The sequence below is a fragment of the Microvenator marinus genome (assembly GCF_007993755.1).
GTDB lineage: Bacteria > Myxococcota_A > Bradymonadia > Bradymonadales > Bradymonadaceae > Allomicrovenator > Allomicrovenator marinus.
This window is the reverse complement of sequence record NZ_CP042467.1, coordinates 382,225-407,037: the sequence shown is the minus strand read 5'-3', so window position 1 is coordinate 407,037 and position 24,813 is coordinate 382,225. Positions and strand designations below refer to the sequence as shown.

General features: G+C 53.8%; 22 protein-coding genes. 9 read left to right on the top strand and 13 right to left on the bottom strand.

All coding sequences use genetic code 11. The annotated features are described in order from the left end of the window. Window positions 1-8: 8 nt before the first annotated feature. Window positions 9-1,247 (bottom strand): hypothetical protein, encoded by a 1,239-nt coding sequence (locus FRD01_RS01695; RefSeq protein ID WP_146957047.1) that lies wholly within the window; start codon window positions 1,245-1,247, stop codon window positions 9-11. A 198-nt stretch (window positions 1,248-1,445) separates the two neighbouring features. Between FRD01_RS01695 and FRD01_RS01690 the strand changes: the two genes are divergently transcribed. Genes FRD01_RS01690 through FRD01_RS01670 form a run of 5 tightly spaced genes read left to right on the top strand, consistent with a single transcriptional unit; the run spans window position 1,446 to window position 8,206 of the window. Further along, window positions 1,446-5,174 carry a CARDB domain-containing protein gene (locus FRD01_RS01690; protein ID WP_249755923.1) on the top strand — a complete coding sequence of 1,243 codons (3,729 nt, stop codon included), beginning with the start codon at window positions 1,446-1,448 and terminating at the stop codon, window positions 5,172-5,174. A gap of 2 nt (window positions 5,175-5,176) precedes the next feature. After that, window positions 5,177-6,100 (top strand): metallophosphoesterase family protein, encoded by a 924-nt coding sequence (locus FRD01_RS01685; RefSeq protein WP_146957044.1) that lies wholly within the window; start codon window positions 5,177-5,179, stop codon window positions 6,098-6,100. After that, complete coding sequence (locus FRD01_RS01680) at window positions 6,087-6,956, top strand: hypothetical protein (RefSeq protein WP_146957042.1); 870 nt, start codon at window positions 6,087-6,089, stop codon at window positions 6,954-6,956. Before FRD01_RS01685 ends, FRD01_RS01680 begins: the two co-directional genes overlap by 14 nt. 18 nt (window positions 6,957-6,974) lie before the next feature. Next, on the top strand, window positions 6,975-7,724 hold the full coding sequence (locus tag FRD01_RS01675; RefSeq protein ID WP_146957040.1) for a hypothetical protein: 750 nt from the start codon (window positions 6,975-6,977) through the stop codon (window positions 7,722-7,724). Continuing rightward, entirely contained in the window at window positions 7,721-8,206 is a 486-nt protein-coding gene (locus tag FRD01_RS01670) for a DUF1285 domain-containing protein (protein WP_249755922.1), read from the top strand. Before FRD01_RS01675 ends, FRD01_RS01670 begins: the two co-directional genes overlap by 4 nt. Here the strand turns inward: FRD01_RS01670 and FRD01_RS24810 are convergent. The 12 genes from FRD01_RS24810 to FRD01_RS01610 all read right to left on the bottom strand — a co-directional run bounded on the left by FRD01_RS24810 (window position 8,203) and on the right by FRD01_RS01610 (window position 19,947). Beyond that, window positions 8,203-10,200, bottom strand: a complete 1,998-nt coding sequence (locus tag FRD01_RS24810; RefSeq protein WP_146957036.1) for a thrombospondin type 3 repeat-containing protein — start codon at window positions 10,198-10,200, stop codon at window positions 8,203-8,205. The genes FRD01_RS01670 and FRD01_RS24810 overlap by 4 nt on opposite strands. Further along, on the bottom strand, window positions 10,197-10,907 hold the full coding sequence (locus FRD01_RS01660) for a class II aldolase/adducin family protein (RefSeq protein ID WP_146957034.1): 711 nt from the start codon (window positions 10,905-10,907) through the stop codon (window positions 10,197-10,199). Before FRD01_RS01660 ends, FRD01_RS24810 begins: the two co-directional genes overlap by 4 nt. Then, window positions 10,908-11,174 (bottom strand): EutN/CcmL family microcompartment protein, encoded by a 267-nt coding sequence (locus FRD01_RS01655; RefSeq protein ID WP_146957032.1) that lies wholly within the window; start codon window positions 11,172-11,174, stop codon window positions 10,908-10,910. A 2-nt stretch (window positions 11,175-11,176) separates the two neighbouring features. Then, window positions 11,177-11,470 carry a EutN/CcmL family microcompartment protein gene (locus tag FRD01_RS01650; RefSeq protein WP_146957030.1) on the bottom strand — a complete coding sequence of 98 codons (294 nt, stop codon included), beginning with the start codon at window positions 11,468-11,470 and terminating at the stop codon, window positions 11,177-11,179. A gap of 2 nt (window positions 11,471-11,472) precedes the next feature. Continuing rightward, the gene (locus tag FRD01_RS01645; RefSeq protein WP_146957028.1) at window positions 11,473-12,279 is read right to left on the bottom strand and encodes a hypothetical protein; all 807 of its coding nucleotides are present in this window, start codon (window positions 12,277-12,279) and stop codon (window positions 11,473-11,475) included. A 37-nt stretch (window positions 12,280-12,316) separates the two neighbouring features. Next, window positions 12,317-13,243 (bottom strand): PfkB family carbohydrate kinase, encoded by a 927-nt coding sequence (locus FRD01_RS01640; RefSeq protein WP_146957026.1) that lies wholly within the window; start codon window positions 13,241-13,243, stop codon window positions 12,317-12,319. Between the two features lie 20 nt (window positions 13,244-13,263). Continuing rightward, complete coding sequence (gene rlmN, locus FRD01_RS01635) at window positions 13,264-14,418, bottom strand: dual-specificity RNA methyltransferase RlmN (RefSeq protein ID WP_249755921.1); 1,155 nt, start codon at window positions 14,416-14,418, stop codon at window positions 13,264-13,266. A gap of 30 nt (window positions 14,419-14,448) precedes the next feature. Continuing rightward, the gene (gene ndk, locus FRD01_RS01630) at window positions 14,449-14,862 is read right to left on the bottom strand and encodes a nucleoside-diphosphate kinase (RefSeq protein ID WP_146957024.1); all 414 of its coding nucleotides are present in this window, start codon (window positions 14,860-14,862) and stop codon (window positions 14,449-14,451) included. A gap of 101 nt (window positions 14,863-14,963) precedes the next feature. After that, window positions 14,964-15,830, bottom strand: a complete 867-nt coding sequence (sucD, locus tag FRD01_RS01625; protein WP_146957022.1) for a succinate--CoA ligase subunit alpha — start codon at window positions 15,828-15,830, stop codon at window positions 14,964-14,966. Window positions 15,831-15,852: 22 nt separating this feature from the next. Then, entirely contained in the window at window positions 15,853-17,013 is a 1,161-nt protein-coding gene (gene sucC / locus FRD01_RS01620; RefSeq protein ID WP_146957020.1) for an ADP-forming succinate--CoA ligase subunit beta, read from the bottom strand. A 104-nt stretch (window positions 17,014-17,117) separates the two neighbouring features. Then, complete coding sequence (locus tag FRD01_RS01615) at window positions 17,118-18,626, bottom strand: serine/threonine-protein kinase (protein WP_146957018.1); 1,509 nt, start codon at window positions 18,624-18,626, stop codon at window positions 17,118-17,120. Window positions 18,627-18,630: 4 nt separating this feature from the next. Next, window positions 18,631-19,947, bottom strand: a complete 1,317-nt coding sequence (locus FRD01_RS01610) for an FHA domain-containing protein (protein ID WP_146957016.1) — start codon at window positions 19,945-19,947, stop codon at window positions 18,631-18,633. A 147-nt stretch (window positions 19,948-20,094) separates the two neighbouring features. On the opposite strand from FRD01_RS01610, the gene FRD01_RS01605 reads away from it, so the two are divergent. From FRD01_RS01605 to aspS, 4 genes are all read left to right on the top strand, one after another. Next, entirely contained in the window at window positions 20,095-20,622 is a 528-nt protein-coding gene (locus FRD01_RS01605; RefSeq protein WP_146957014.1) for a hypothetical protein, read from the top strand. Next, window positions 20,619-21,206, top strand: a complete 588-nt coding sequence (locus FRD01_RS01600; protein ID WP_146957012.1) for a hypothetical protein — start codon at window positions 20,619-20,621, stop codon at window positions 21,204-21,206. The genes FRD01_RS01605 and FRD01_RS01600 overlap by 4 nt, the downstream gene beginning before the upstream one ends. Before the next feature lie 7 nt (window positions 21,207-21,213). After that, window positions 21,214-22,944, top strand: a complete 1,731-nt coding sequence (locus tag FRD01_RS01595; protein ID WP_146957010.1) for a serine/threonine-protein kinase — start codon at window positions 21,214-21,216, stop codon at window positions 22,942-22,944. A gap of 66 nt (window positions 22,945-23,010) precedes the next feature. Continuing rightward, complete coding sequence (gene aspS / locus FRD01_RS01590) at window positions 23,011-24,798, top strand: aspartate--tRNA ligase (RefSeq protein WP_146957008.1); 1,788 nt, start codon at window positions 23,011-23,013, stop codon at window positions 24,796-24,798. Window positions 24,799-24,813 lie beyond the last annotated feature (15 nt).

The following is a 24,813-nucleotide window of genomic DNA, read 5'->3' as shown; positions in this document are numbered from 1 at the left end:
GGGGAATCTCAGGCGCCTTCGACAACAGCCTGAAGGGAGGCGGTAACGCCTTCGAGTGCCTTTTCAATCTTTTGAGATTGGAATTTGATCTGGCGAACTCGTGATTGATAGCGGGTCAGAGCATTCTGGCCTGCGGAGCGCATGATTTGCTGCTTACCAATCGGGATGTACCCCTGGATTGCAACCTCAGACTCTTGCCCACTTCCAGGGAGCTCAATCTTGACCTTGGATGGGTCGCCTTCGACCGGTCCGCGACCGATTACGAGACGGCCTTCCTTGGGTACGTAATTGGCCTCACCACCGTTCTTTAGCGCGTGTACGTAATCAAATGTGACTCCGAAGAACTGATTCTCCAAAATCTCATTATCTTTCGCCAACTGCTCGATCTCCTCGCGGTCAGCATTCGTAAGACGCTCATGCTCTTTCAACATTGCGGCGAGCATTTGAGACTCGATCGCGTAGGTCATCACCGAGTCGATGGCTGCTTGGCCAATCAGGACGCGAGGTCCGCCGAGCGGGCTTCCGTCAAGAGCGAACTCTGTGCCGATTGCCTTGGTGGCCTCAAAATCCGGAGCCGTTTCGCTGAGCGAAGAAATCTTAGGAATGGCTTCCCGAAACGCATCGACCTTTGGCTTGACCACGTCGAGGATCTTCTGTGCATCGTCACTTCGCGCACTGTTGATTTCGTTGGTGTACATGGTTGTGGACGCAGCGTAACCGAACACACTTCCCACCACCAAACAGATCGCGAAGAGCACCAGTGTTCCTTTCGAAAACACGGGAGCTGCGTCGATATCGTTGCCGATTGAGATATCCGCAGAAAGATTGGACGGGGACGGTACCGGAGCGGCCTTCTTAGGAGCTGGCGCCGGACGAGGTGCGGCCGTAGGAGGTGCAGCACCGGGTGGTGGCCCGAAACCTTGAGGAGGCGCCTGCGCCTGCGGCGGCATCTGAGCCTGAGGTGGAGCCTGTGCCTGTGGAGGCGCGGCCGGCTGAGCCTGACCTGGTGCACCGAGTCCGGGCGGTAGACCGCTTACTGGAACTTGGTTGCTCGGCCCTTGGGGAGCACCCGGAATGGCAGCCAAACCTTGAGATGGCGTGACATTCGGTGCCGGTGAGGTTGAGCCTTGAGGACCGACACTTGGCGAGCCTGCGGGTGGCGTAGCCCCTGGGGGCGGTGCAGCACCGGGTTTATTGAGTCCCAAACGGGCTTTCAAATCGGACAGATCTGGTTTCTTCTCTGTCAAGAGGTCCTCCTTGAACCGATGACCCACGCCTCTCGGGCGCGTTTACACTTTCTTCGCATGACGTCATACGCTTGCATACAGGCTATCTCGACTAGGAAAAACTCGTCAAGCGTGCAACTACGGCTCCTTGCAATTCAATGCTCTCTCGGCAAAGATGTGCGCCTTGTAAGAACGCTCGACTATTCTGGAGCAAAACGAATGACCTGGTTACGCCCTTTCCTGATTCTTTTCCTTCTCTTGAACTCCGCTTGCTCAGGCTGCGACGACGAGAGTTTTGAAGGATCAGCCGAGATCACCTTTATCGCTATCACTCCTGAGCTCGGCTATTCGGACGTCGAAACTACGTTCGAAATCGAGATCGTACCCGGCGAGAACACAAACGCCGAAAATATGGAGTGGCAACTCGATTTTGGAGACGGCGTGCAGACAAGCGGTCAAGGTGTGAGCGCCGCCCCCACCCACTCTTTCACCTCACCAGGAACGTACAGCGTTACGGCGAGCGCGCTTTTCGACGGTGCCCGCGTTGGAAGTACAACCACTGAGTATCGCGTGCTCGCCCCGGTCGACCTCCTCGTGGAAAGTGTGCGAGGAGCCCCCGCAAACGTGCAGACGGGCGGCATGTTGACCGTTTCCGCCGAGCTTTCGAATACGTTGCAATCTGACGTCATCCCTCCATTTGATATGACGGTCTACTTTTCAACCTCTGGAAACGTAAACGAAGATACGCTCGAAGATTTGGAAGTGTTCGGAGAGTTTAGGGTTGAGGGCGCTGGCCCTGACGCTGCTTCGGTCCCTGCAGACGGTCGTGATGTTGGTTTTACCGCCGCCGTCCCCGAGATCCCATCCGGAGACTACTTCCTTGTCGCACATATCGACTCGGGTCGCGTGATCGGCGACACGGATCGCGCAAATAATCTGAGCGTGAGCGCGGGCATCGTTCGTATTGAAAACACGTCAGATAGTGCGCCTGATGTGGAAGTCAGCGACGTCTATGTCATTCCAGATCGTGCGTTTCCAGAGCTCAATACCGTCACGCGGGGCTTCACTCTTCGAAACACCGCCAACATTGATGCGTTTGACGTAGTGCATCGAACTTACCTCTCGGTTGGCGACGACACGCTCGATGATGAAGACATCCTGATTTCTGAATCAGACCCTCAAGACCTCGCCGCTCAGTCAAGCGTAGATGTTGGTCCCGACGCAATTGTTCTGGACCAGGCCATCATTCCCGACGCAGGACAAGAGGAAGAGGTCTACCTGATTGTTGTAGCGGAGATCACCGACGTAGTGTCTGAGTCCGATCTTGAGAACAACACCATTGTAAGCCCGGTGATCGTGGTTACGGACCAGCCGGTCGAAGGCCCAGATTTGGTTGTAAAGAGTTTCGCGGTTTCCCCTGACCGCACCTTCTTGAACGGTAGCCTTCAGGTCGAAACCACCATCGCAAATGAAGGTACCCAGGACGTAGGCTCGTTCTTTTGCGGCATTTATCTGGGCTCTCAACCGCGAATCAATACGATTATGGACCCGAGGCTCGACAACATCAACGTACCAAGCCTCGCGAGCGGAGCCGAGGAAGTGTTTGTGCGCAACATCACGGTGCCAGGCCTCTACGATCCCGGCGTGTACTATCTCTACATCGTCTGTGACCCGGAAAATGCCCTTCAAGAGCCGTTTCGAAGTAACAATGCTCAGCTCAATCCGGGCCCCATCACGGTGACTGATGAGGCGGACGTCGACCTCTACGTCGCGTCAATCGTCACGCCGGAAGACATCCTCGACGGCGACACCTACACCGCTGAGATCGAGGTCTGTGTTGCCGGAACCAATTCCTCGGGGGCCACACAAATGGAGGTTTGGGTGAGCTCCGGAAGCACCGTCAACTTCACTCTCGACCCCTTGGTCACGGTGAACGTTCCCAATATCAACCCAGGGGATTGCGAGTTCATTGAGGTCGAGCTCGACGCGCGTTGTGCGAATTTCGTCGAAAACTACCGAATCGGTGTGGAAGTGGACACGGGTTCCGTGCTCCCTGAGCTGGATGAGACGAATAACCGATTCAGCTCTCAATCCATTGCTTACACCGGTCAATACTGCGCATGTATCGAAGATGGCTTCGAGCCAAACGATCGTGTGGTCGACGCGACTTCTGTAACAACAGGTCCGGTCGATGCAGCAATTTGTGCAGCCGGCTCTTGCGATTTCTACAAGGTTTCCTTGAATGCTGCCGACAGCGTCATCTTGAGAACGACGCTCGATTCTTCGCGCGGAAACCTCCGAACCACGCTCTACAATCCAGATGGCGTGCAAATCATCGATCAAAGTAGCGCTGAGAACGAGCAAGAGGTGGCCGGCTTTATCGTCCCCGCTGCGGGCGACTATGTGTTTAGCGTTTGTGGTCTCGCTGGACAGAGAAACCTTTACTCCACGAGCCTTGATGTCTTTGCTCAATCTCCGGGGATCGACGTATTGGCGCGAGACATCACGATTCCATCCGGGGCAACCTTCACCATTGGCTCGACCATCAATTTGAGCGCCCGAATCTACAATATTGGCTTAAGTCCTTCGGGAGCCTTTGATGCAGAAGTGGTCGTGAGCGAAAATGATATCATCGGTGATGCGGACGATATCCCGGTGACGAGCGTCCAGATTTCAAGTCTCGGCGCAGGTACCTTCCGCGATGAAACCCTTCCGGTGACACTCCCACTTACACTTAGTGACGGGGACTACCGTCTGGGAATCATCCTGGATCCAGGAACTCAGCTGGTCGAAACAGATATCTCGAATAACACCTCCATTTCTCGAGAATTCAACGTGAACACCGAGTGCTTTGATGCGCTGGAGCCAAACGATAGTTTCCAAGGTTCGCGTGATGTCACCGATGGAACGTATGCGAATCTCGTCGCCTGTACCTCGGCGCCCGATTACTATCGGTTATGCCTGAGCGAGGGCAAACGTTTCACGATCACAACGACCTTCGATTCCGCGCTCGGCGATATCGATCTCGAATTGTTCAACGAAAACCTTCAGCTCATCGACTCGTCCGCCAGCGCTGCAGATGTGGAGCAAGTGGACGTCAGCTATGTCAACGGCAATCAATGTTACTACGCTCGTGTGGTAGTCATCGCCTTGCCGGGGCAGAACGTTGAAAACACGTATTCCATGGATGTCGACGTTGAAGACGTTGACCCAGCGCTCGTTTGTCAGTCGAGCTTTGAGCCAAACGACTCGTTCAATACGGCGTCATCACTCCTAGCTGCTCAAGGGCAGACGTTCGCGATGGACCGTTGTCCGACCACCGATGTGGACTACTATTTTGTGGACCTAACCTCGGGCCAAGAGGTCAACTTGAGTGGTGAGTTTGACCCAGCTGGCCAGCAGGGAACTCTTCGACTCCAAGTCTTCCTTCCGAATCGAACACCCGGGCCCAACATTGAAACAGCTCCCGGCGTTCCGCGGGCAGAGCTAGACTACTTGCCTCCAACGAGCGGAAGATACTTCGTTCAGGTCACTGTAAGTGGGGCACAGCGAAATGTGACGTATCGGGTGGAGGCGAGCGGCCTCTCAGGCGTGGACTTGCGCCCTGAAAACCCTGTGATTGGGCCCGGTTCGTATGTCCCAGGCGAGGAAGTTCGACTCGGCTTTGACCTGAGAAATCTCGGCGTTCTAGATGCGACCGCCCCACCCTACCGTGTGAGCTTTGGGTTGAGTTCAACTCCCGACCCCGCGAACGATGATGTCCTCGGAGACTTCAACTCGGCTGATGTTCCAGCGACATCCACTACCCCAGTTGACGTTCGCGTCAACGTGCCATCGGGGGCTACGGCAGGTACACGCTATCTACACATCAACGTGGACCCCGCGGACGTGCTTCAAGATGCAAACTTGACCAACAACATCATCTCGCTTCCCATTACGATCCAGTAGTCATGCGAATCGGACACATTTCTGACCTTCATGTTCTTCACCTCGAAGATGTCAATCCGTTGGATTTTGCTTCGAAGCGATTGGTCGGCGGCATCAATTTGCTGCGGCACCGGGCAGATGCACATTCGGTTGAGGTCGCAAGGCACGCGCTTGCTCGTCTTTCCGAGTTGGACGTCGACCATATCTGCATCTCAGGAGATATGACCAATCTCGCTTTGCCCAGTGAATTCAGGGCTGCAAGCAAGCTAGTCGCTGAAATTCCTGATGCGGAAACGAGGGTGTCCGTAGTTCCTGGCAATCACGACTATTACACCCGCGGTGCGGCTCGAGAACGGCGTTTTGAGCAGCACTTCCAGCCGTATCTACACTCAGATCTCCCGGCCTATCAGGAATCGACGGGATATCCCTTCGTTCATTTCCGCGAGGACGTAGCCATCATCGGAATCAATTCTGGTGTGCCTACGCCTCCATTGATGGCATGGGGTAAAGTTGCGGAGAATGAGCTGCGCGCGCTGGACGCGCTCTTGAGCGACCCGAAACTTAAAGACTGTTTCAAAGTCTTTATGATCCATCATCCATTGCTGCCGTTCCAATACGCCAAAGTCCAGGAATCGAGGCACCTCGTAAATGCCACTGATGTTTTAAAGATTCTCCGAGAACATCAGGTCGACCTCGCCATTCATGGACACAACCATCACTTCTCTGTGAATAAACTTCCGCACCTAAACGGGTCTGGAGATCTCTATATCTGTGAAGCAGGTAGCACCTCGAACCGCGCGAACTCTCTGCCTGAGTTTGCTGGCTCGTTTAATATTTTCGAGATCGAAGACCGTGAGCTCGTCTCCATCGAAACGCATATCTATGATGGCTTCGAAGACACCTTCGTTCATTGGAAGGAGGAAGTGTTTCGCCGTGTATTGGTTTGAAAAAATTGCATCCCGATTTTCACTGGAAATCCTGCACTCCCCCGAGTCTCAAAAGGTCACTCGAAATAATCGACACGTCCATCTCGACCGCGTTCTTCCTACGGATACGCCTCTTCGTCGATGGGTAGCATGGAATCATTTGCTGGGAATCAGACTCGGCATAGACCTCTTAAGTTCCGAAGAATTTCCTGAGGACGAGCCCCCCGCAAAACCTGTTCCCGGCACCAACAAGAATCTCGCGGCTAGCCCATTCGGCGAAAGGCTGCCTCGGCTTGCGAGCCGCCTCGCTATCGATGTTTGCGAACGCATTTCCGGGCAGTCGCTCTTTTCTACAGATTCAATTCTCCCACACGCCAAGGTGATCTATCTGCGCGATATCGGGAAGCGTATCCATGCAATTACCGACTCTCAGGCAGGACGACACTACAAACCGGGCAAACTAGAGGAAATTTCACGCTCCGCACTCTTCCATGAGCCGGGCTCCTATCGACCGCGACCCAAAGTTCATAAGACTCGCCACGGACGAATCCGCGAGTACCAGAGTTCGGACGGAATCGGTGCCTCACGCTTACTTTTGCTTCCGGATTTTGACTTCGACGCCTCTCGTGAGGCTGGCTGGGCTGCCGTTCCATCATGGGACACATTACTCGTGGCCGAGCCTAGCGATCCTCAGCGGGAAGACCTAAAGCTGGAGATGATGACCGAAGCACTGAGCATCTGGCGTCGCGCTGACCTTCCGTTCTTTTCAGGGATTCTCTCCCTTTCCAGTACGGGGATTGAACTTACGTCGGATGCTTGGACCCAGCCGGAATTTCCCACTAAATCTGAGACTAATCTCCGCATTGAAGCATCGTAGGCACCAAGGAGAGTTTCTATGACCACATCTATCTTCGAGTATCTAGAAAGCCACAAAATCCGTTACGAGGCATTTGAGGGGACCTGGAACGCTTCTTTTGGCGAAGGCCTCAACGAAAACAAGATCAACTTCAGTCTACCTGATGGATTTGAGGCGAAGGGCCCCGTCTACCAACGAGCTTTCGCACGAGGAATACGTTCGTTGGTGAGCGAGCCTGCGCGAAGTCCAGCGCGAAAGTACTCTTTCGAACAAGCCGCTGGCGTTCTCTTCCCCGTTCTCGAACATCAGGGATTTGTAGATGCCTTTAAACATGCCGGTGAGGAGGCACTCACTGTGACCTCAACCGATCGTCTGGCCTTTGTCTTTGTGATAGAGACCGACCGCGGGCGCAGGGTTCTACCACTTCAACAATTTCAGAAGTGGGGGGTCAAGCTTGGGCGAGTAGAGGCCGCCGCCCGGAGCATGCTCTTTCATCGCACGCGTGGACTTGAATGGAATCATTTTGATGGCCAGGTGTTTTCGCTCCGTGCCGGCGATGGCTTAGACTCTGCGCGAGGAATCGTGTTTCAGGATGCGTTCTTCGGAGACACGTCGGATAGCTTCCGCATCGCGATCCCTTCTACGGACCACTTCCTTTTCATCAAGGACGAGAGCTCGATCGACGCCCTCAAAGCAGCCGCACTTTCCGTCTACGAATCCGCAAATGCGCCATTGACGCCAGCGATATTTGCCTTGCACGGGGATGGTCTACGCGAGGCAGAACATTGAAAGAGATCGATGAAACCCTCCCGGAAGTCGTAAAGAACTTTCTGAGAAAGGGCGCAAAACTTGAGAACATTACGTTGCATGCCAACGGAAGGTGGACCCACGAGGGATCGCCCATTGAAAACCGAAACGTGGCTAAGGCGTTTCACCGCCATATCGACCGTACGCAAGGCGGCACGTGGGTCATCCATATGGCGCCCTACACTTACCCAATCGAAGTCGAAGACGTAGGCTTCTTTGTTGAGCGAGTTTCGGTGGATGGCAACATGTTGGAGTTGGATCTCTTAGGAGAAACAAGGCTCGAACTAGACGCCGCAGGCCTTGTCTTCGAGGAACCCGACCGGCTCTATATCGATCTACCCAATGGCTATCGTGCCCGTTTCCTTCGAAGCGCGTACAACACGGTCATGCAGTATCTCGACCAAGACGAGCGTGGCTACGTTCTAGACTTTGGTGAAAAGACTTACGTCCTAAAACCTCTCTAAGTGTCACATCCGAAAAGAAGATGAAGGTCTGGGCACGGATCCAATCGGTCGTCGATTCCATCTCGATCTCGGTCCCGAGAACACACGTCTCCAACACCATCTGAATCGGAATCGAGCTGGTCGGGATTGGGCGTTCCCGGACAATTGTCAAACACGTCCAAGACGCCATCACCATCCCGGTCATTCTCGCATCGATCTCCAATACCATTCAGGTTGGAATCTCTCTGGTCCGGATTTGGCGCCGTTGGACAATTGTCGGTGGCGTCCGAAACACCATCTCCGTCAAAATCCGCGCGACATGCACTATCATCGTCAGGCGTTGCCCTCAATGCGTCAGCGACCATGGGACACGGATCACAAAAATCACCGGTTCCATCGCCGTCTAGATCGGACTGATAGGGGTTGTGGACATCAGGACAATTGTCTCGCGAGTCAGGAATTCCATCGCCATCTAGATCAAATGCACAGATGCCGCCGCTTGCGGATAAAAGATTCCACGGATCGACCAAGCCCGGACACACATCACACGCATCTCCTACCCCGTCTGAGTCCGAGTCTAGCTGCTCAGGATTTGAAACACGCACACAATTATCGTCAGCATCCAACACGCCATCATTGTCTTCATCCCCACCTTTGATGGTGTCATCCGAGGTCGCGCACGCGTCACCGATTCCGTCTGCATCAGAGTCTACCTGGTCAGAGTTCGGCACAAAGCGGCAATTATCCACGGAGTCCGGCACGAGATCGTTATCGAAGTCCAGTGCACAAGCGGCCGGGAGGCCGGCACTGGGCTCAGTCACAACACTATGGAATGGGCAGGGATCGCAGATATCACCCAAACCGTCGCCATCCAAGTCTTCTTGCATCGGATTTTGTCGCCACGGACAGTTATCCACTGAGTTTGAAATTCCATCACCGTCTACATCTTCGTTCGGGTACTCACACGCATTGCCAACCCCATCAAAATCATCGTCCAATTGAGACTGATTCGCTACAAACGGACAATTGTCCAACATATCGATGGTGCCATCTCCATCGCGATCCAATCTCCAGGCAGCCTCCGAACACAGGTCTCCAATCTTGTCACCATCCCAGTCAAGCTGCCCGGGATTAAACACGGCAGGACAGTTATCCACGGCATTCGGAACACCATCCCCATCAGCATCGCCTTGGAAGGCACAGGCACCGTTTGCGTCACCGGAAATGGTCGGACAAGGGTCGCAAGCGTCTCCAAGGCCATCTCCATCCGAGTCCACCAGGGTGTCCTGTGGAGTTCCTGGGCATGGGTCAATCGCATCGATCCATCCGTCTGAATCGCTGTCCAATAGCGGGGACGCAACGGGAAGCCCCTCACGGCGCTCACAGTGGTCCCCCCTTCCGTTCTGGTTGCGGTCCACCTGACTTGCGTTGGAAGCAGAGGGACAATTATCACAAAGGTCCCCTACTCCGTCGCCATCGGTATCGATTTGCAGGGGATCAAAGTCCACCGGACAAACATCCCTCACATCTGGAATTCCATCCCCGTCGGAATCGCGCGTTGTGTCGTTGCATTCATTCCCGCTACCTGGAATCGACGGGCACTCGTCACAGGCGTCCCCGATCTGGTCCAAATCCCTGTCAGTCTGGCTAGCATTTGCGATGTCGGGGCAGTTATCACAAGCGTCTCCGACACCATCCAAGTCTGTATCGAGTTGGGAAGGATTTGAGACTTCGGGGCAGTTATCGTCCCCATCCAGAACGCCGTCTGAGTCCGTATCCAACGGCGCCATATCTTCAGGAAGGTCGACACCGATGTCCTGAGAGAGATCCGGCGCACCCATGTCAGTTTCCGGGTCTATGCTCTGGAGCACACACCGCCCTACGATACAAACCTCCGAAACGCGGCAGTCTTCGCTAACTTCACAAAGTCGAAATGCTGGATTTGTTGGATTCGTCTCGGGATCGGAACACGAGTACGACAAGAGGAGCAAAACTGAAACGAGCAGAAGTTTCACAACTCGTAGTACTTCCTCGCAAGTCCGTAGGCCTCTTCACGACTCATTCCACGAGCCTCAGGGCCTAGTCCTGCAGCCTTTCTTCGGTCTAAGAGGACTTCCACATCGCGCCAGCCAAGATAGCGAACGCTGCCCATACTCATGGCCATCCGTTCGATCTGAGCTAGGTGCTCGCAATATTCGAGCCTCAAAAAGGCCTGTTCAAGGTCGTCTCCAAACGCAATTACCCCGTGGTTCCCCAAGATCAGGACATCGTAACGCGTGGCAAAACGAGAGACGATGTCTCGCTCTTCTGCGCTACCGGGCATCGCGAACGGTACACACGGAATACCTGGGCCAATGCTGACCACCGACTCCGCAATGATCGCTCGGTCTAAACCGCGGCCAAGAACCGAGAACGCGGTCGCATTGAGTGGATGTGCGTGGATGACCGCGTTGACGTCGGGACGCGTATCGTAAATGGCTCGATGGAGCTGGAACTCAGAGAAAGGTCTTCGAAATCCGCGTAGAACGGTACGGTCGCGGTCGATCTCAATCAGGTCGCGCTCGGCGATATCCGCCTTTGAAAAGGCAGTGGGCGTGCTGAGAAACCGCTCGGTTCCAAGCCTGCACGTCAGGTTGCCTTCGTGATTGGCCACCCACCCCTTCTGATAAATCAGTTGCGAATAATGGAGAATCGACTCTCTAGAATCCCTTACACCTGGCATCTATTTGTCCACCGTATCCACAATTCCAACGATGATGGAGCGAATAGGAAAGCGCTCTTGCTTGAAGAGTTGCCGCACACCATTGCCCTCTTGCATCACCAAAACAACATCACCCGGCCCCGCCTGCACGCGGTCGACTACCACGAGTTCCTTGCCTGTTTCTTCGAGCTTATCATCGAGCTCCGCCACACAATAAAGCGTCAGGCCTTCGTAGGCTGGATGCTTCACAGTTGAAACTACGGGTTCCAAGACTCGGGCGAGTTTCATACTTAGCGCTCCTCATAGGCGGGCGTGGCATCCACGGGCCCGACTCGGTCCACATGACCAACGATCGCGGCATCAACCGGGACGAACGTTTCGGGCATGCCCAAAGCTGCTTCCCGACTTCCAACCCAAAAGATGATATCGCCAGGTCCCGATTGAACCGTATCAGCCATGACCATGTCGGGGCCGTCATTTTCCAACTTGGAGTTCAAAGGCTGGACGACCAGAAACCTAATCCCATCCAAACCGGCATAAATTGTAGACGAGACTACTGTCCCGATCACTCGGCCCAACTTCATGTTTACTCCACAATCACCACTGGTTTGGCTGTAAAGCTGGCATTGAGCAACCACGAATCGCCCTCACCTGCCGCCACTAACTCACCTGAAGCGGAATCGTAGTTGAGCTTATCCTCTTTGAACAGGTCCGTAATCGAAATCGGCGTCCCCCCAGGGACAATAACAACTTGTGCTGCGTCGCCATCCTCCTTGGTCAGATAGCCAGACATACGCCCATTGGCAATGCTTCCGGTACTTCCGTCTTCGCTGAGTTGCATGTTGCCAGAGAACTCCAGCTGACGAATCGGAATTGGCATTTTTGTGGTTCCCGTTTCTGTGACTAAAGTTGCCACAAAGTTGAGCGTCTGAAGCACGCCTTCCACGCGGCCATTTGCTGAGCCTAGGGTCCCAGCGTCATAGGAATCGTCGCCTTCCGGATCCCAGATATACTCGCCGTCGGTCTCTGTCTTTAGGCCAGAACCACCTCGGATTTCTAGAGTCCCACCGTCTGGGTCGATGGACTTCAGGTCCACCAATACGATGATCGGAAACTCAAGGCTTTGGTCGAAGTTTTGCGCAAGAAGCCCATTCAGACTCTTGGCGAGCGAATCTTCGTCGAAGGCCATCGTGTCGAAGATGAGTTGATAAGAGTCTTGATAGGTAATGCCGCTGTTATCAACCCCTGAGTCGCCGTTATTGGTAGTCGAGTTGTTGGTTTCAGTGGTCTGACCGTTGTTCGATGACGTGTTGTTGGCGTTATTCGAAGGGCTCTCATCCTCTCCACACCCAATCATCAGCGCCAGGGCAGCAACCAAACAAAGCTTCTTCATTTTCGTCTCCAAACAAATTGCAGGTTAGGACCGGACGTCAACGCGCCGGTAGCTCCGTCAGGGTCTCAAAATTCACAAGAGAATGGAAACGTTTAAATCGTTCCAAAATCTGAGCCGCTTTCAGGTCGCGAAGCGCATCAAAACTGAACTGCTCCACGTCAAAACTCGCCATCACGCAACCGATCACGGTTCCTAAGCGAAGTGTCTCGTCATCCACACGGCCACGGCTGGCAATATAACCCATCAACCCGCCCGCAAAGGTGTCTCCAGCGCCAGTTGGGTCGTAGACAGATTCCAACGGATAAGCGGGGGCGAAGAATGTCTCCTTGTCCGAGAACACGAGCGCACCATACTCACCTCGTTTAACCACGAGGTATTGGGGGCCCATAGCTCGAATCGCCTGTGCTGCCTTCACGATATTGGATTCGCCGGCCAACGCTCGCGCCTCAGACTCGTTGATAACGAGCATATTGACACGCTCAAGGGTACGCCGAAGCTCGGCGGGCTTGCCATTGATCCAGAAATTCATCGTATCGCATGCGACGAACTCAGGGTTTCGTACCTGATTCAAGACTTCGAGTTGCAGTTCAGGGTCGATATTCGCCAAGAAGATGAACTTCGCATCCTTCTGAGCATCGGAAAGCTCTGGTTTAAAGTCGCTGAATACATTGAGCTGTGTGTCCAACGTATGAGCCTCATTGAGATCGAAGCCGTATTCACCCTTCCACCTAAAGGTCTTCCCCTCGGCCCGGTGAAGGCCCTTGACGTCAACCTTGCGAGACTTCAGAAACTCTACCGGTTCCTCTGGAAAGTCATCGCCGACAACGGCCACTAGACTTACATCGGTAAAATAGCTTGCTGAGGTCGAAAAATATAAGGCTGAGCCGCCCAACACATCTTCGACATCCCCGAACGGCGTTTTTACAGAGTCAAACGCCACGGAACCAACCACTAATAAACTCATGTGCCTTCCGTATTCAGATTCTAACCAAGTTCTTTGTGCAAACTTTCTAGCCGCCGCCGAAGATGACGCGGCTCTTTGCCCGGGACTGGCTCGCCCAACTGTCCACAGGCTGCCATGGAATCACGGCCTCTAGTCTTGCGGCGAAAACAACTCACGTTATGAGCCACCAGATACTCCTGGAAGCGAGAGATCGTCTTCTCCGCCGGAATATCAAATGGTGTTTCCGGATGAGGATTGAATGGAATGATATTGATCTTGCTAGGAATTCCCTTCACCAACTCCACGATACGCGCTGCATCTTCCAACGAATCATTGAAGTCTTTTAGCAACACGTATTCGAACGTGATTCGCTGCCTCTTTTCGAGGTCAAGGCCGCGGAGCGATCCCATCAGGGTCTCAAGGTCGTAGCGGTCATTAACCGGCATGATCTTGCTCCGCTGCACATCCGTGGTGGCGTTGAGGCTCACTGCCAGCTGTACCTTCGACTCGTCCATCAATCGTTCAATCGCTGGCACCAAACCGGATGTTGAAACCGTTACTTTGCGGCGAGAAAAGTTAAGCCCCGATTCTTCAATCAAAATATCACATGCCTTGAGAACGTTCTCTAGGTTATGCAACGGCTCACCCATGCCCATGAAGACGATATTCGAAATCGTCTCGCCTTTCGTTTCAGCCCAATTTCGAGCTTGAACCACCTGGTCTACGATTTCAGCAGTACTCAGATGTCGGGATAGTCCCATTTTTGCTGTGAAGCAAAACGTACAACCCATGGCGCATCCCACCTGGCTCGAAATGCAAAGTGAGTTATGGGACTCAAAGGGAATGAAGACCGATTCGATGACCGCACCGTCGTCACATCGAAATGTCAGCTTGGTCGTCCCATCAGCGGCTTCATAAGCACCTTCCTGCTTGAGTGCGCACACTCTAGCCACACCTTCGAGCTTCGCACGAAGGTGTTTAGAAAGGTTTGTCATCTCGGAGAGTTCAACAGCACGATGCTTATAGAGCCACTCATAGAGCTGTGACGCACGAAAAGCCTTCTCTCCAAGTCCGTCTTGAACCAGGGCTTGCAGCTCCCCCTTTGTGAAATTCTTTAGGTCGACCGGCGCCTCAACTTCACCATCTTCGGTGAAAGCCTTCATCGCCAGTTCAAATGGGGGGTCTTTTCGTGCCATCACATACCTCGGCTAATCTCGCTCTTGAGACTAGCAGATCTCCGTGCTTCGGAAGAAATAGGCGATTTCGATTGCCGCATTCTCAGGTGAATCGGAGCCGTGAACCGAGTTCTCCTCGATATTCTTGGCGAAATCTTTGCGGATTGTGCCTTCTGCAGCGTTCTCTGGGTTGGTAGCGCCCATGATCTCACGATTGCGAGCTACTGCGCCTTCGCCTTCAAGAACCATAACCACAACAGGGCTACGAGTCATGAAAGAGACAAGGTCCTTGAAGAAAGGTCGCTCGCTGTGTACGGCGTAAAAACCTTCGGCTTCTTTTTGGCTCAAGTGCATCATGCGCATGGCCACTGGACGAAGGCCCTGGGCTTCAAAGCGGCTGATGATTTGACCTACAAAGTTACGCTCAACGGCGTCTGGCTTGATAATGCTAAGTGTTCTTTCCATTTTGGTACTCCTGAACAAACGTTAATTTTATGGTCTCACGAAAACCAAGGCCGTAAACGCAAATCAATCTGCGCAAACGGCCCCGTTTTAAAACACAAGAATTAGAGGATCTTTTGAAGCGTGGACGCCATTTCCGCGGGCGAAGGTGCCACGTGAATTCCTGCAGCCTGCATCGCCGCGATCTTATCTTCGGCTCCGCCCTTTCCGCCTGCGATGATGGCGCCAGCATGGCCCATTCGCTTGCCCGGAGGTGCTGTGCGTCCTGCAATGAACCCGACTACTGGCTTCTTAAAGTTCTCTTTGATCCAAGCTGCTGCTTCTTCTTCAGCGGAACCGCCGATCTCGCCAATCATGATGACAGCATCCGTCTGATCGTCGTCGTTGAAGAGCGCGAGAACGTCGATGAAGTTGGTTCCGTTGATTGGGTCACCACCAATACCCACGCATGAGGATTGGCCAAGGCCGATAGCCGAAAGCTGGCCCACTGCCTCATAAGTCAATGTACCGGAACGGCTGACCACCCCGATATTACCTTCGCGGTGGATATGGCCAGGCATGATTCCAATCTTGCACTTTCCAGGGCTAATCACGCCCGGGCAGTTTGGACCGATCAGTCGAGACTTAGAGCCTTGAAGGGCCTTCTTGACCGGAATCATATCGATGACAGGGATGCCCTCCGTAATCGCCACGATCAGTTCGATACCCGCGTCGATCGCTTCAAGAATGGCATCCGCGGCAAACGGAGGTGGAACGTAGATTACTGAAGCATTAGCGCCTGTTTCGTTCACTGCGTCTGAGACGGTGTTGAAAACCGGACGATCCAAAACCGATGTGCCACCTTTGCCCGGTGTCACGCCCGCTACGAGGTTTGTCCCGTATTCGATCATCTGCTGGCTGTGAAATTTTCCGGCCGAACCGGTGATGCCCTGACAGATCAGGCGCGTATTTTTATCAACAAGAATACTCATGTTACTTTTCCTTCTGCTGAACTTAGTTCACTGCCTCGATGATCTTCTTAGCTCCATCTCCCATCGACTCTGCGTTGAGAATAGTGAGCCCACTTTCGGCCAAAATCTGCCGACCTTTTTCTACGTTCGTGCCTTCAAGTCTGACGACGAGTGGGACACTCAAGCCAACCTCTTTCGCGGCTTGTACAACACCATCAGCCAAGACATCACACTTCATGATACCGCCGAAAATATTGATGAAGATGCCCTTAACATTGGGATCAGACGTAATGATTTTGAAGGCTGCAGCCACGCGTGCTGCGTCTGCTGAACCGCCCACATCGAGGAAGTTGGCAGGCTCTCCGCCGTAGTGCTTGATGATGTCCATCGTGCCCATCGCAAGGCCAGCGCCGTTGACCATACATCCAATATTTCCGTCGAGTTTGACGTAGCTAAGCTGGTGGTTCTTGGCCTCGTTCTCGGACGCGTCTTCTTCCTGCTCGTCGCGCAATTCCTCAATATCAGGATGGCGGAAGAGCGCGTTGTCGTCGAAGTTCAACTTTGCATCGAGCGCGATGACCTCGCCGCCCTTTGTAAGGACAAGAGGGTTGATCTCAACGAGTGAGCAGTCTTTCTCTACGAAGACCTTATAGAGATCTTTCATTAACTTCACAGCATGATGAACGGACTTGCCTTCTAGTCCGAGCTTGAACGCAAGCTTTCGTCCCTGGAAATCGCTGAAGCCAGTGAGCGGATTGACCGACTCGTAATGAATCTTCTCTGGAGTTTCCTCGGCGACTCGCTCGATCTCCACTCCGCCTTCGGTCGACGCCATGACGACGATCCCACCAGTGGCACGGTCTACAACCATTCCAAGGTAGAATTCCTTGGCGATGTCGCAGCCACTCTCGATGTAAAGACGGCGAACGAGCTGGCCCTCTGGACCCGTTTGGTGCGTCACCAAAGTCGCACCGAGGATTGCGTTTGCATGTTCACGGACTTCATCAAGGCTCTTCGCCAGTTTCACTCCGCCAGCTTTTCCGCGGCCACCTGCGTGGATCTGAGCCTTGACGACCCAAAGCGGACCACCCAATTTCTTGGCTGCCTCAACCGCTTCATCAACGCTAAATGCGGGGATACCTTCTGGCACGTTAAGTCCATAGGAGCGAAACAGTGCTTTGCCCTGATACTCGTGAATATTCATGTGATTCCTTATGCGCAGGCTTTTTAGAGTTTCGAGAATTTACTCAAAGTCGAGCGCCTCTATATCGACTGCACGCCTGAGAGTCAACGCCTACCTTATGAGGTTCAGCTCGCGTCTTCGACGATCTTGATCTTGTTCTCTTTATACCAGGCTCTTGCGCTGCTTTGCGTCCAAGTCCCTGGCAGTACCAAGGCCTCAAGGGCATCGTGAAGTTCACTTGCACTCTGTGGCCGATCGGCGCGCTCTTTGGCCAGACACTTTAAGATCAACGCCTCAAACTCCGGGGTGATCTCGGCCATGGTACTTGGAAGTTCTGGCAGGGACTTGACGTGCTTCATCAGCATTTCCCGAGGCGACGCCGCCCGGAAAACGTGGCGACCCGTAAGCGCATAGAATGCCACACAACCGATTGCGTAGATATCGGCTCGAGCGTCCACCGACTCTCCAAACGCTTGTTCTGGAGCCATTGTGGTAGGAGACCCGGTGATCTTCCCCTTCACCGTCAAACGGTCTCCGGACTGAAAGTCTTGCTCCTCAATCGCAAGACCAAAGTCTAGGACTTTTACGAAGTCGAGTTTCAGCCCTTGCTGACAGATATAGATATTCGCGGGCTTGATATCTCGATGGATCAAACCGTGGGCATGGGCTTCATGGAGCGAGTCGCAGAGCTGCATGAGGAGATGGCGGACACGTTCTTGAGGCAGGCGCCCGTAATTGGTGACCAGATTCTCGAGGTCCATCCCGTGCAAAAGCTCCATGGCATAGTAGAGGCCGTCGGAATCTGAGCGTCCGTAGTCGTAGAGTTTGACGGTATGCGGCGAGGTAAGACGGGCTGTCATTTGAGCCTCGCGCTCGAATCGAGCCACGGCAATTCTTTCGCGCTCGGGGTTATCATCATCCCCAATCAATCGCTCCTTGCGAATCAACTTCACTGCCGCCGGTCGCTTCAAGAGTCGATGTTCCGCGCGCCAGACCTCCCCCATGCCCCCGGTCCCAAGCTTTTCAAGGAGTGCATAACTGCCTAGCTCCGCGATGTTCTGGTCGAGCTCGTCGACCACATGTTTGAGGCCTATGAGGTATCGATTTAGCCCCAACGCAAGTCCACCGCCTATCCCAAAAAATATTGAGTGCCTTGCGAGCGCACTCAGGTGAACCTCAGCGATGAAACCCAACATCTCTGAAACATAGCCGCTCGATATCGTCAAAATCAAAAGCAGGCCAGCTACAAAAAGTACGAAGGTTTGACGCCGTTCCTCAACGAGCGGGTAGAGGATGAGAGGGAAAATCACGAAAGGCACGCTTCCGAGCGGACAGAACGCGATCTCCATCAAGGCATACGCCAAAAAGACAAGAATCCCTTTTCCGTCTACCCAACGCTTTTCGTGCCGGACGGCCATCGCATAGGCAATCGCCAAACCTACTTGAACAAGGCTTATCGTCGCTCGTGTGGCGATATTGGTCGAACTTTCTTGAACACCGACGTTAATGACCGTGATCAAAAGCGCACCAACCGCAGCAACACAAGTCGCCAGACAAAAGACCCAAATACCCCATGGATTGAGGCTTTGAGCGCTAAGCGACTTTGTGACAACGAGCGTGCGGGCTGCTGACATCGCCTTATCTTTTCTTAGGTTTGGGCATGATGCCGTTGACTTTCATCATCGTCTCTTTGCTGACGGCCCACTTATTTGTACGTGAGCGCTTGTCCGGGAAGAACGCTTTGGCCTCCACCAAAACCTTGTACATCTCCTCGTGTTGGCTCTTCTGTTGCGCCTGATGGAATCTCACCTTTAGGTCGCGCTCTTTATCGTCGAGCTCAATCGCGGCTTCCTCTCGTTTCGCATCCAGATCCGCAGGCTCCTTGGACTCGGCAGCCTCATAGAAGCGGTCCGCCATATCTAGGTTTAGATAGGCCATGAAGAGGTTCGAGACGTCGACTTCTTTTCGTCGAAGGTTTTCTGCCCCAACCGCATAACGATTCTCTGCCTTATCAAGACAGTCTTTTGGCGTTGGGCAGTCGAAATCCAAAGGCTCGTAGATCACGCGCTCTTGTTCGCCACCTCCGCCCGTGTTCGCCTGGAAACTAGCCGGGCTATCGTCGTAAAAGAAAAGAAAGTAGCCCATGCCAATCAAGCCGATTGCACCGACTATTAGAACGATGGGATTGGTCTCCCCCTGCCCCTTCTTCGACGCATTCTGGAGCTTTTCGTAGTTGGTCTCCTCTTTGGACTCCTTCGCACTATCAGCCTGCGCCGCAATCTGATCCCAGGAGATGATGCCGTGTCCGGTCTGGGGTTGCCCCGTCTTTTCTGGGGGAGGACCGGCTGCAGGGGTTGGCACACCGAACCCTTGAGCACCAGCGTTGGGCTGCGCAAAATTGCCAGTTCCCTGGCCAAATGCCGGCTGGGCAAAGTTTCCAGTACCGCCCATTGCTCCTTGACCAAAACTCTGCGCCGGTTGCTGAGGCGCCCCGAATGAAGGTTGCGCAAAATTACCGGTGCCCTGACCAAAACCACCGGGTGCGCCAAAAGATTGGCCGGGAACCACAGGAATCGCCTCGGTGCGAGCCTCGTGCTGAATCGTCGGCTGTGTCGCGACTTCGGTGTGCGGAATTCTGGCAACGGGTGCAGTGGCAGCCACATGCGCGGAGCTAAAGATTGCCGTGACCTGACCGAAATTAAGCGTCACACCATTCGAGAGTTCCGCCTGATTGGTCACCTGCTGGCCGTTGATAGCAGTTAGCCCGTTTTGACTCAGCACAACCAGTGTGTAGCCCTGCGGATGCTCGATGATCAAGGCATGTTGACGCGATACCGTGGGATGATCCAAATGGATATCCGAAGAGGGATCTCGTCCGATACTTACGCTCGAGGATGTGTATTCCTGCCGCAATGGACCGCGATCTGTCTCAAACTCTAGTGTAAACTTAGCCATGAAATCCCTTCGAACCTACTGCAAATGCCGTGCATGGTATCTCAATTGTATTCGTAAGACTACTCATGCGAAACTTTGACCATTCTGGATTCATCTTTTCCTGACCGTGGTACATCATCTGGCCGCGACTTTAATATGGAATGTACAATGAAACTACGTTTTTCTTCTGTTTTTTGGGGACTTGCCCTCGCCTCTTCCGGTTGTGCGGCCCGATATGAGCTGCCACCACCTCCTCCTGAGTCCGAGCGGGTGTCCGTCCAGACGGCTGAGCAAGACGACTCTCAAGAGGCGTACCTCGAGGCGCGGCAAGCGATCGTGCAGCTCTTCAGCCTGCTCCAGCAGCAGCGCTACGAGGAAGCTTCGGGGCTCCTATCCCAAGAGACAAAAAGTTTTCTTACCCTCAACAGCGAATCGTCTGTCCAAGACGTTTTGGCGGCAGGGAAAATCACGACAGAAAACGGTCTGGTCGATTTTGACCCAGTGCTTACGTTGCTCGCACCGAACCTCACTCAACTCGTCGATAGCGTGGATGGAGAGGAGGAATCGGAAACGGCAACACGAAAAGAGATCTTCGCCATCCACGACTCGGGCGCAACAAAAATCGTGGTCATCAAGGAGTCCGGAAAATGGGTATTGCATCGAACACGATTGGACTTGGATCAGAGCTCCAAGTGAAACGTCCTAGAAAAATTTCGACCTCGCATGAGTTCCTAGTCTACAAACCGACCCTTCGCGGTGCCGGCCATCTCGTGGAACTCAGTGCGAAGCGTGCGAACCCTAAAAAGCGCCCATGGGGCCTCTGGGGCGCTGTGACAGCGGCCGCGGGTTCATTTGGACTCTTTACCTATGAGGGCGCGCGCGGTTTTCACGACTGGAACACGGTCATGGTTGCTATTGTCGTGCTCGGATTTGCCCTGATGGCCGCACGATTCGGGCCGATGGACTCCATGGAAGACACCCACCTCGCTACCTTCAACCTTGCGGAGCGCAAACTCGAAGTAAAAGGCGCCGAGGGTCAACTCGACTTTAGTGAGATCGATGAATTGGTCTACGCCATGGTCAAGTACCCGATCGCCGAAAACGAACGGAAAGTTAAAGTTGACGCATTTTCACTGCTCGTGCGCACCCCCGAAGGCGACCTCCTGCCTATCATTGAAGCGAGCCCGGACAAAAATGCAGTGTTCAACACTGCCAGAGCTGTGTCACAGTGGACCGGTCATGAGATCACCCACGTAGGTTTGGGTGTCCGAAGATCTTGAGCAGTAGATGGAACCCAACAAAGACCTGAGTGGAACAACGCTTTCCGAGCGATATCAGCTTGTGAAGCGTGTGGGTGAAGGGGCTATGGGGTCTGTTTATCAGGCCAAGCACACCTTCATGCACAAGGATGTAGCAGTCAAAATGCTGCATCCCCAACTTCTGGACAATCCAGAAGTCGTCGAACGGTTTCAACGGGAGGCCCAGGCGGCCGCTCATATTGACCACCCCAACGTCTGCAACGCCACCGACTTCGGAAAGTTTGGGGAAAACTCGTTCTTCCTCGTTATGGAATGGCTCGATGGTAAGGCTTTGGACGAGATACTTGCCGAGCGTGACCTCGACATCCCTTCTGCGCTCCATATCGCCAAGCAAATCGCGCTCGCCTTGGAAAAGGCGCATGAGTTGGGGATTGTTCATCGCGACCTAAAACCCGCCAATATTATGATAGTGGCCAGGGAAAACGACCCGCTTTTCGTAAAGGTCACGGATTTTGGGGTGGCAAGAGTCAGACTTGGTGTTGACGCGACTAAGTTGACGCAAGCCGGGATGACCTATGGAACCCCGAGCTACATGGCTCCTGAACAGGCGGCCGGCGAGGAGATCGATCACAGGGCTGATATCTATGCGTTGGGGATCGTACTTTTTGAGATGGTCACTGGGCGTGTGCCTTTCACCGGGGGTAGTGTAGCTCAGATCCTTGCCGCGCACGTAACCGAGCCACCGCCACAGCCTTCAAAAGTTTCGCATCAGGCGATTCCTCCTGAACTTGAGCGGCTCATCTTGAGCTGCCTTTCCAAGAACCCCGAGAACCGGCCTGCCTCTGCGAGGGATCTTGTCGAAGCACTCATCAAAATCGAGACTCCGCCTGAGACGTCGATCTCGACAAGGCCCCCTTCCAATCAGCAAGAGACCGTGGCCCTGTCTAACTCTTTGAAAGCACCCGAGTTGCAGAAGTCGCTGAGGGACCCTCGTATTCTAGGGGTCGTGGGAGCACTCGCTGTGGCGGCCGTTTTTGTGTTCGTATCGATCGGCTCTTTGACCGGCAAAGTTTTTTCCGACCAGGTGGATTCCATTCGCCAGTCAACCCTAGCTGAAGAGCGCGCTAAATTTGTGCAGGAGCCAGACGTTGCTGCGGCTCTTCAGGCCCAGGCCTCAGGGGATATCTCGCGCGCCATTGAGGGTCTAAACGGTGCGAGGCTCAACCACGAGGAGAACCCTCATTTTCACTTTTTGCTCGGAAGCGCTCTTGTACAAGATGGGCGCTACAAGGATGCGGTCGATAGTTTCTCGCGCGCAGTTGAGCTTGAACCGCTCTATTCAGAGGATTCGGCGGTCAGGTTGGTGATGATCGAGGCTTTCAACGCCGACGAAGATGCAGCAAAAGCCTCCGCGGCCTACCTCCAAAAAAATTGGTCCACTGAAGCTAAAACTGAGTTGATGAAGCTTGTAGATTCTGAGCGCAAAGTCCTAGAGCGGGCTGAAAAGACGATGAGGGCCTCAGGCATTTGGGAAAAGCTGAGGCGCGCCGAACAACTTCAATTCGAGTTGCGCACCAACAGGAAATGTAAAGACTTGGAGACGCTAGTAGCTGAGGCGCGCAAGGAGAGTAGCGAAGAAATGTTGCCATCCTTCAGATATTTGGACGGTTTACCCAAACGGGGATGTGGATTCCTGGGGCGCAACGATTGTTACTCTTGCATCCGTCCTCAACTCTCTGAGGTTTTGGGTAAAGACTGAGCCGATTGACACCCGCTTTACAGCATGATTTAAGGCACCTTCGTTACTTGAGACGAGAAGGAGCCTATTGTGTCTTTCCTGAGTGAATTTAAACGATCGCATTTTTGTGGTGACCTTAGAGCTGAGCATATCGGTCAAGAGGTCATTCTTTTCGGCTGGGTCGCGAGCTCCCGAGACCACGGCGGCGTCATTTTCATTGATATGAGGGATAAAGAGGGCCTCGTGCAGGTCCGATTTGAATCCGACACAGAGGAATCTTACGAGCTAGCCAATCAACTCAGGTCCGAATGGTGCATCGGCATTGTTGGCCAGGTTGTAAGCCGTGGCTCTAACATCAACGATCGCCTCCCAACGGGAGAGGTTGAGGTCATCGGTAAGCGACTTGAAGTGTTTTCGAAGTCGAAAACACCTCCATTTCAGATCCGTGAAAACACGGACGCGAATGAAATGTTACGTTTGGAGTATCGATACCTTGACCTGAGGAGAGAGCCTCTTCAACGAGCTCTCCGCCTTCGAAGCAAGGTCAATCAAGCGACCCGCACTTATCTTACGCAGAACCTCTTTGAAGAGCTCGAGACCCCGTACTTGACCAAGTCCACGCCTGAAGGAGCGCGAGACTACCTCGTCCCTTCTCGCGTCAATCCAGGCCGGTTTTACGCGCTTCCTCAATCCCCGCAGATATTCAAGCAATTGCTCATGGTTTCGGGCTTTGACCGTTACTTCCAGATCGTGCGCTGTTTCCGCGACGAGGATTTGCGCGCGGATCGCCAGCCCGAATTCACGCAGATCGATATGGAGATGTCTTTTGTCACCACCGAAGACGTCATGCGGATTTGCGAAGGGTTGATGAAATCAATCTTCACCTGTGCTGGCTTTGAGATCAATCCGCCCTTTGAGCGCATCTCTTACGATGAGGCGATGCGTCGCTTCGGTGTCGACGCACCCGACCTTCGATTCGGCCTTGAACTCGTAGACGTCACAGAAATCGCTGGCCAGAGCGGATTCCAGGTGTTTGAACAAACTGTCAGCGAAGGCGGCATTGTTCGTGGAATCAGAATTCCGGGTGGGTCAGAGACGTTTAGCCGTAAAATGATCGACGAACTCGAACCGTTCGTAGGCATCTACGGTGCGAAAGGCCTTGCATGGGCAAAGGTCAATTCGGATGGTTGGTCCGGCGGCGTTTCCAAATTCTTCGACGACGAAGTTCGCACCAAGTTTGAGACTGCTTTTGAAGCTGAGCCTGGCGACCTCCTTGTGATGGTTGCCGCCAAGGAATCCGTCACCTGCGCGGCGCTCGGAAACCTGAGGAAGAAGCTCGGCGGCGACCTCGGACTCATCGACAAAGAAGCCTTCAGGTTTTGTTGGGTGACGGACTTCCCCATGTTCGAATACGACGAGGCCGAAGGCCGCTACTACGCGATGCACCACCCATTCACGAGTCCTCGTCCGGACCAAGTTGAGCTGCTCGATACCAATCCCAAGGAAGTTAAGGCGCAAGCCTACGACCTCGTTCTCAACGGCAGTGAGATTGGCGGTGGCTCAATTCGTATCCACCAGGAAACCGTGCAAAACCGCGTGTTCGAACTCCTTGGGCTTTCTAAGGAAGAGGCACGGCAGAAATTCGGCTTCTTGCTTGATGCCTTGACCTACGGCACGCCGCCGCACGGCGGAATTGCCTTCGGAATGGACCGACTCATCATGCTGCTTTCTCGCGCTGAGAGCATCCGTGACGTCATCGCATTCCCCAAAACACAGCGCGCGGCAGACGCCATGTCAGACGCACCAAACCTCGTTGACCCGGCGCAACTCGAAGAGCTTCACATTAAAGTTGTGGGCGTCTTTGAAGAGGAATGAGCCCTTGCGCCGAGG

Excerpts from the sequence above, each read along its gene's own strand:
- FRD01_RS01675 (WP_146957040.1), top strand. The coding sequence starts at position 6,975 with ATGACCACATCTATCTTCGAGTATCTAGAAAGCCACAAAATCCGTTAC.
- FRD01_RS01655 (WP_146957032.1), bottom strand. The coding sequence starts at position 11,174 with ATGAAACTCGCCCGAGTCTTGGAACCCGTAGTTTCAACTGTGAAGCAT.
- FRD01_RS01650 (WP_146957030.1), bottom strand. The coding sequence starts at position 11,470 with ATGAAGTTGGGCCGAGTGATCGGGACAGTAGTCTCGTCTACAATTTAT.
- FRD01_RS01645 (WP_146957028.1), bottom strand. The coding sequence starts at position 12,279 with ATGAAGAAGCTTTGTTTGGTTGCTGCCCTGGCGCTGATGATTGGGTGT.
- FRD01_RS01595 (WP_146957010.1), top strand. The coding sequence starts at position 21,214 with ATGGAACCCAACAAAGACCTGAGTGGAACAACGCTTTCCGAGCGATAT.
- rlmN (WP_249755921.1), bottom strand. The coding sequence starts at position 14,418 with ATGGCACGAAAAGACCCCCCATTTGAACTGGCGATGAAGGCTTTCACC.
- FRD01_RS01640 (WP_146957026.1), bottom strand. The coding sequence starts at position 13,243 with ATGAGTTTATTAGTGGTTGGTTCCGTGGCGTTTGACTCTGTAAAAACG.
- FRD01_RS01605 (WP_146957014.1), top strand. The coding sequence starts at position 20,095 with ATGAAACTACGTTTTTCTTCTGTTTTTTGGGGACTTGCCCTCGCCTCT.
- FRD01_RS01615 (WP_146957018.1), bottom strand. The coding sequence starts at position 18,626 with ATGTCAGCAGCCCGCACGCTCGTTGTCACAAAGTCGCTTAGCGCTCAA.
- FRD01_RS01690 (WP_249755923.1), top strand. The coding sequence starts at position 1,446 with ATGACCTGGTTACGCCCTTTCCTGATTCTTTTCCTTCTCTTGAACTCC.
- ndk (WP_146957024.1), bottom strand. The coding sequence starts at position 14,862 with ATGGAAAGAACACTTAGCATTATCAAGCCAGACGCCGTTGAGCGTAAC.
- sucC (WP_146957020.1), bottom strand. The coding sequence starts at position 17,013 with ATGAATATTCACGAGTATCAGGGCAAAGCACTGTTTCGCTCCTATGGA.
- FRD01_RS01660 (WP_146957034.1), bottom strand. The coding sequence starts at position 10,907 with ATGCCAGGTGTAAGGGATTCTAGAGAGTCGATTCTCCATTATTCGCAA.
- sucD (WP_146957022.1), bottom strand. The coding sequence starts at position 15,830 with ATGAGTATTCTTGTTGATAAAAATACGCGCCTGATCTGTCAGGGCATC.
- FRD01_RS01610 (WP_146957016.1), bottom strand. The coding sequence starts at position 19,947 with ATGGCTAAGTTTACACTAGAGTTTGAGACAGATCGCGGTCCATTGCGG.
- FRD01_RS01685 (WP_146957044.1), top strand. The coding sequence starts at position 5,177 with ATGCGAATCGGACACATTTCTGACCTTCATGTTCTTCACCTCGAAGAT.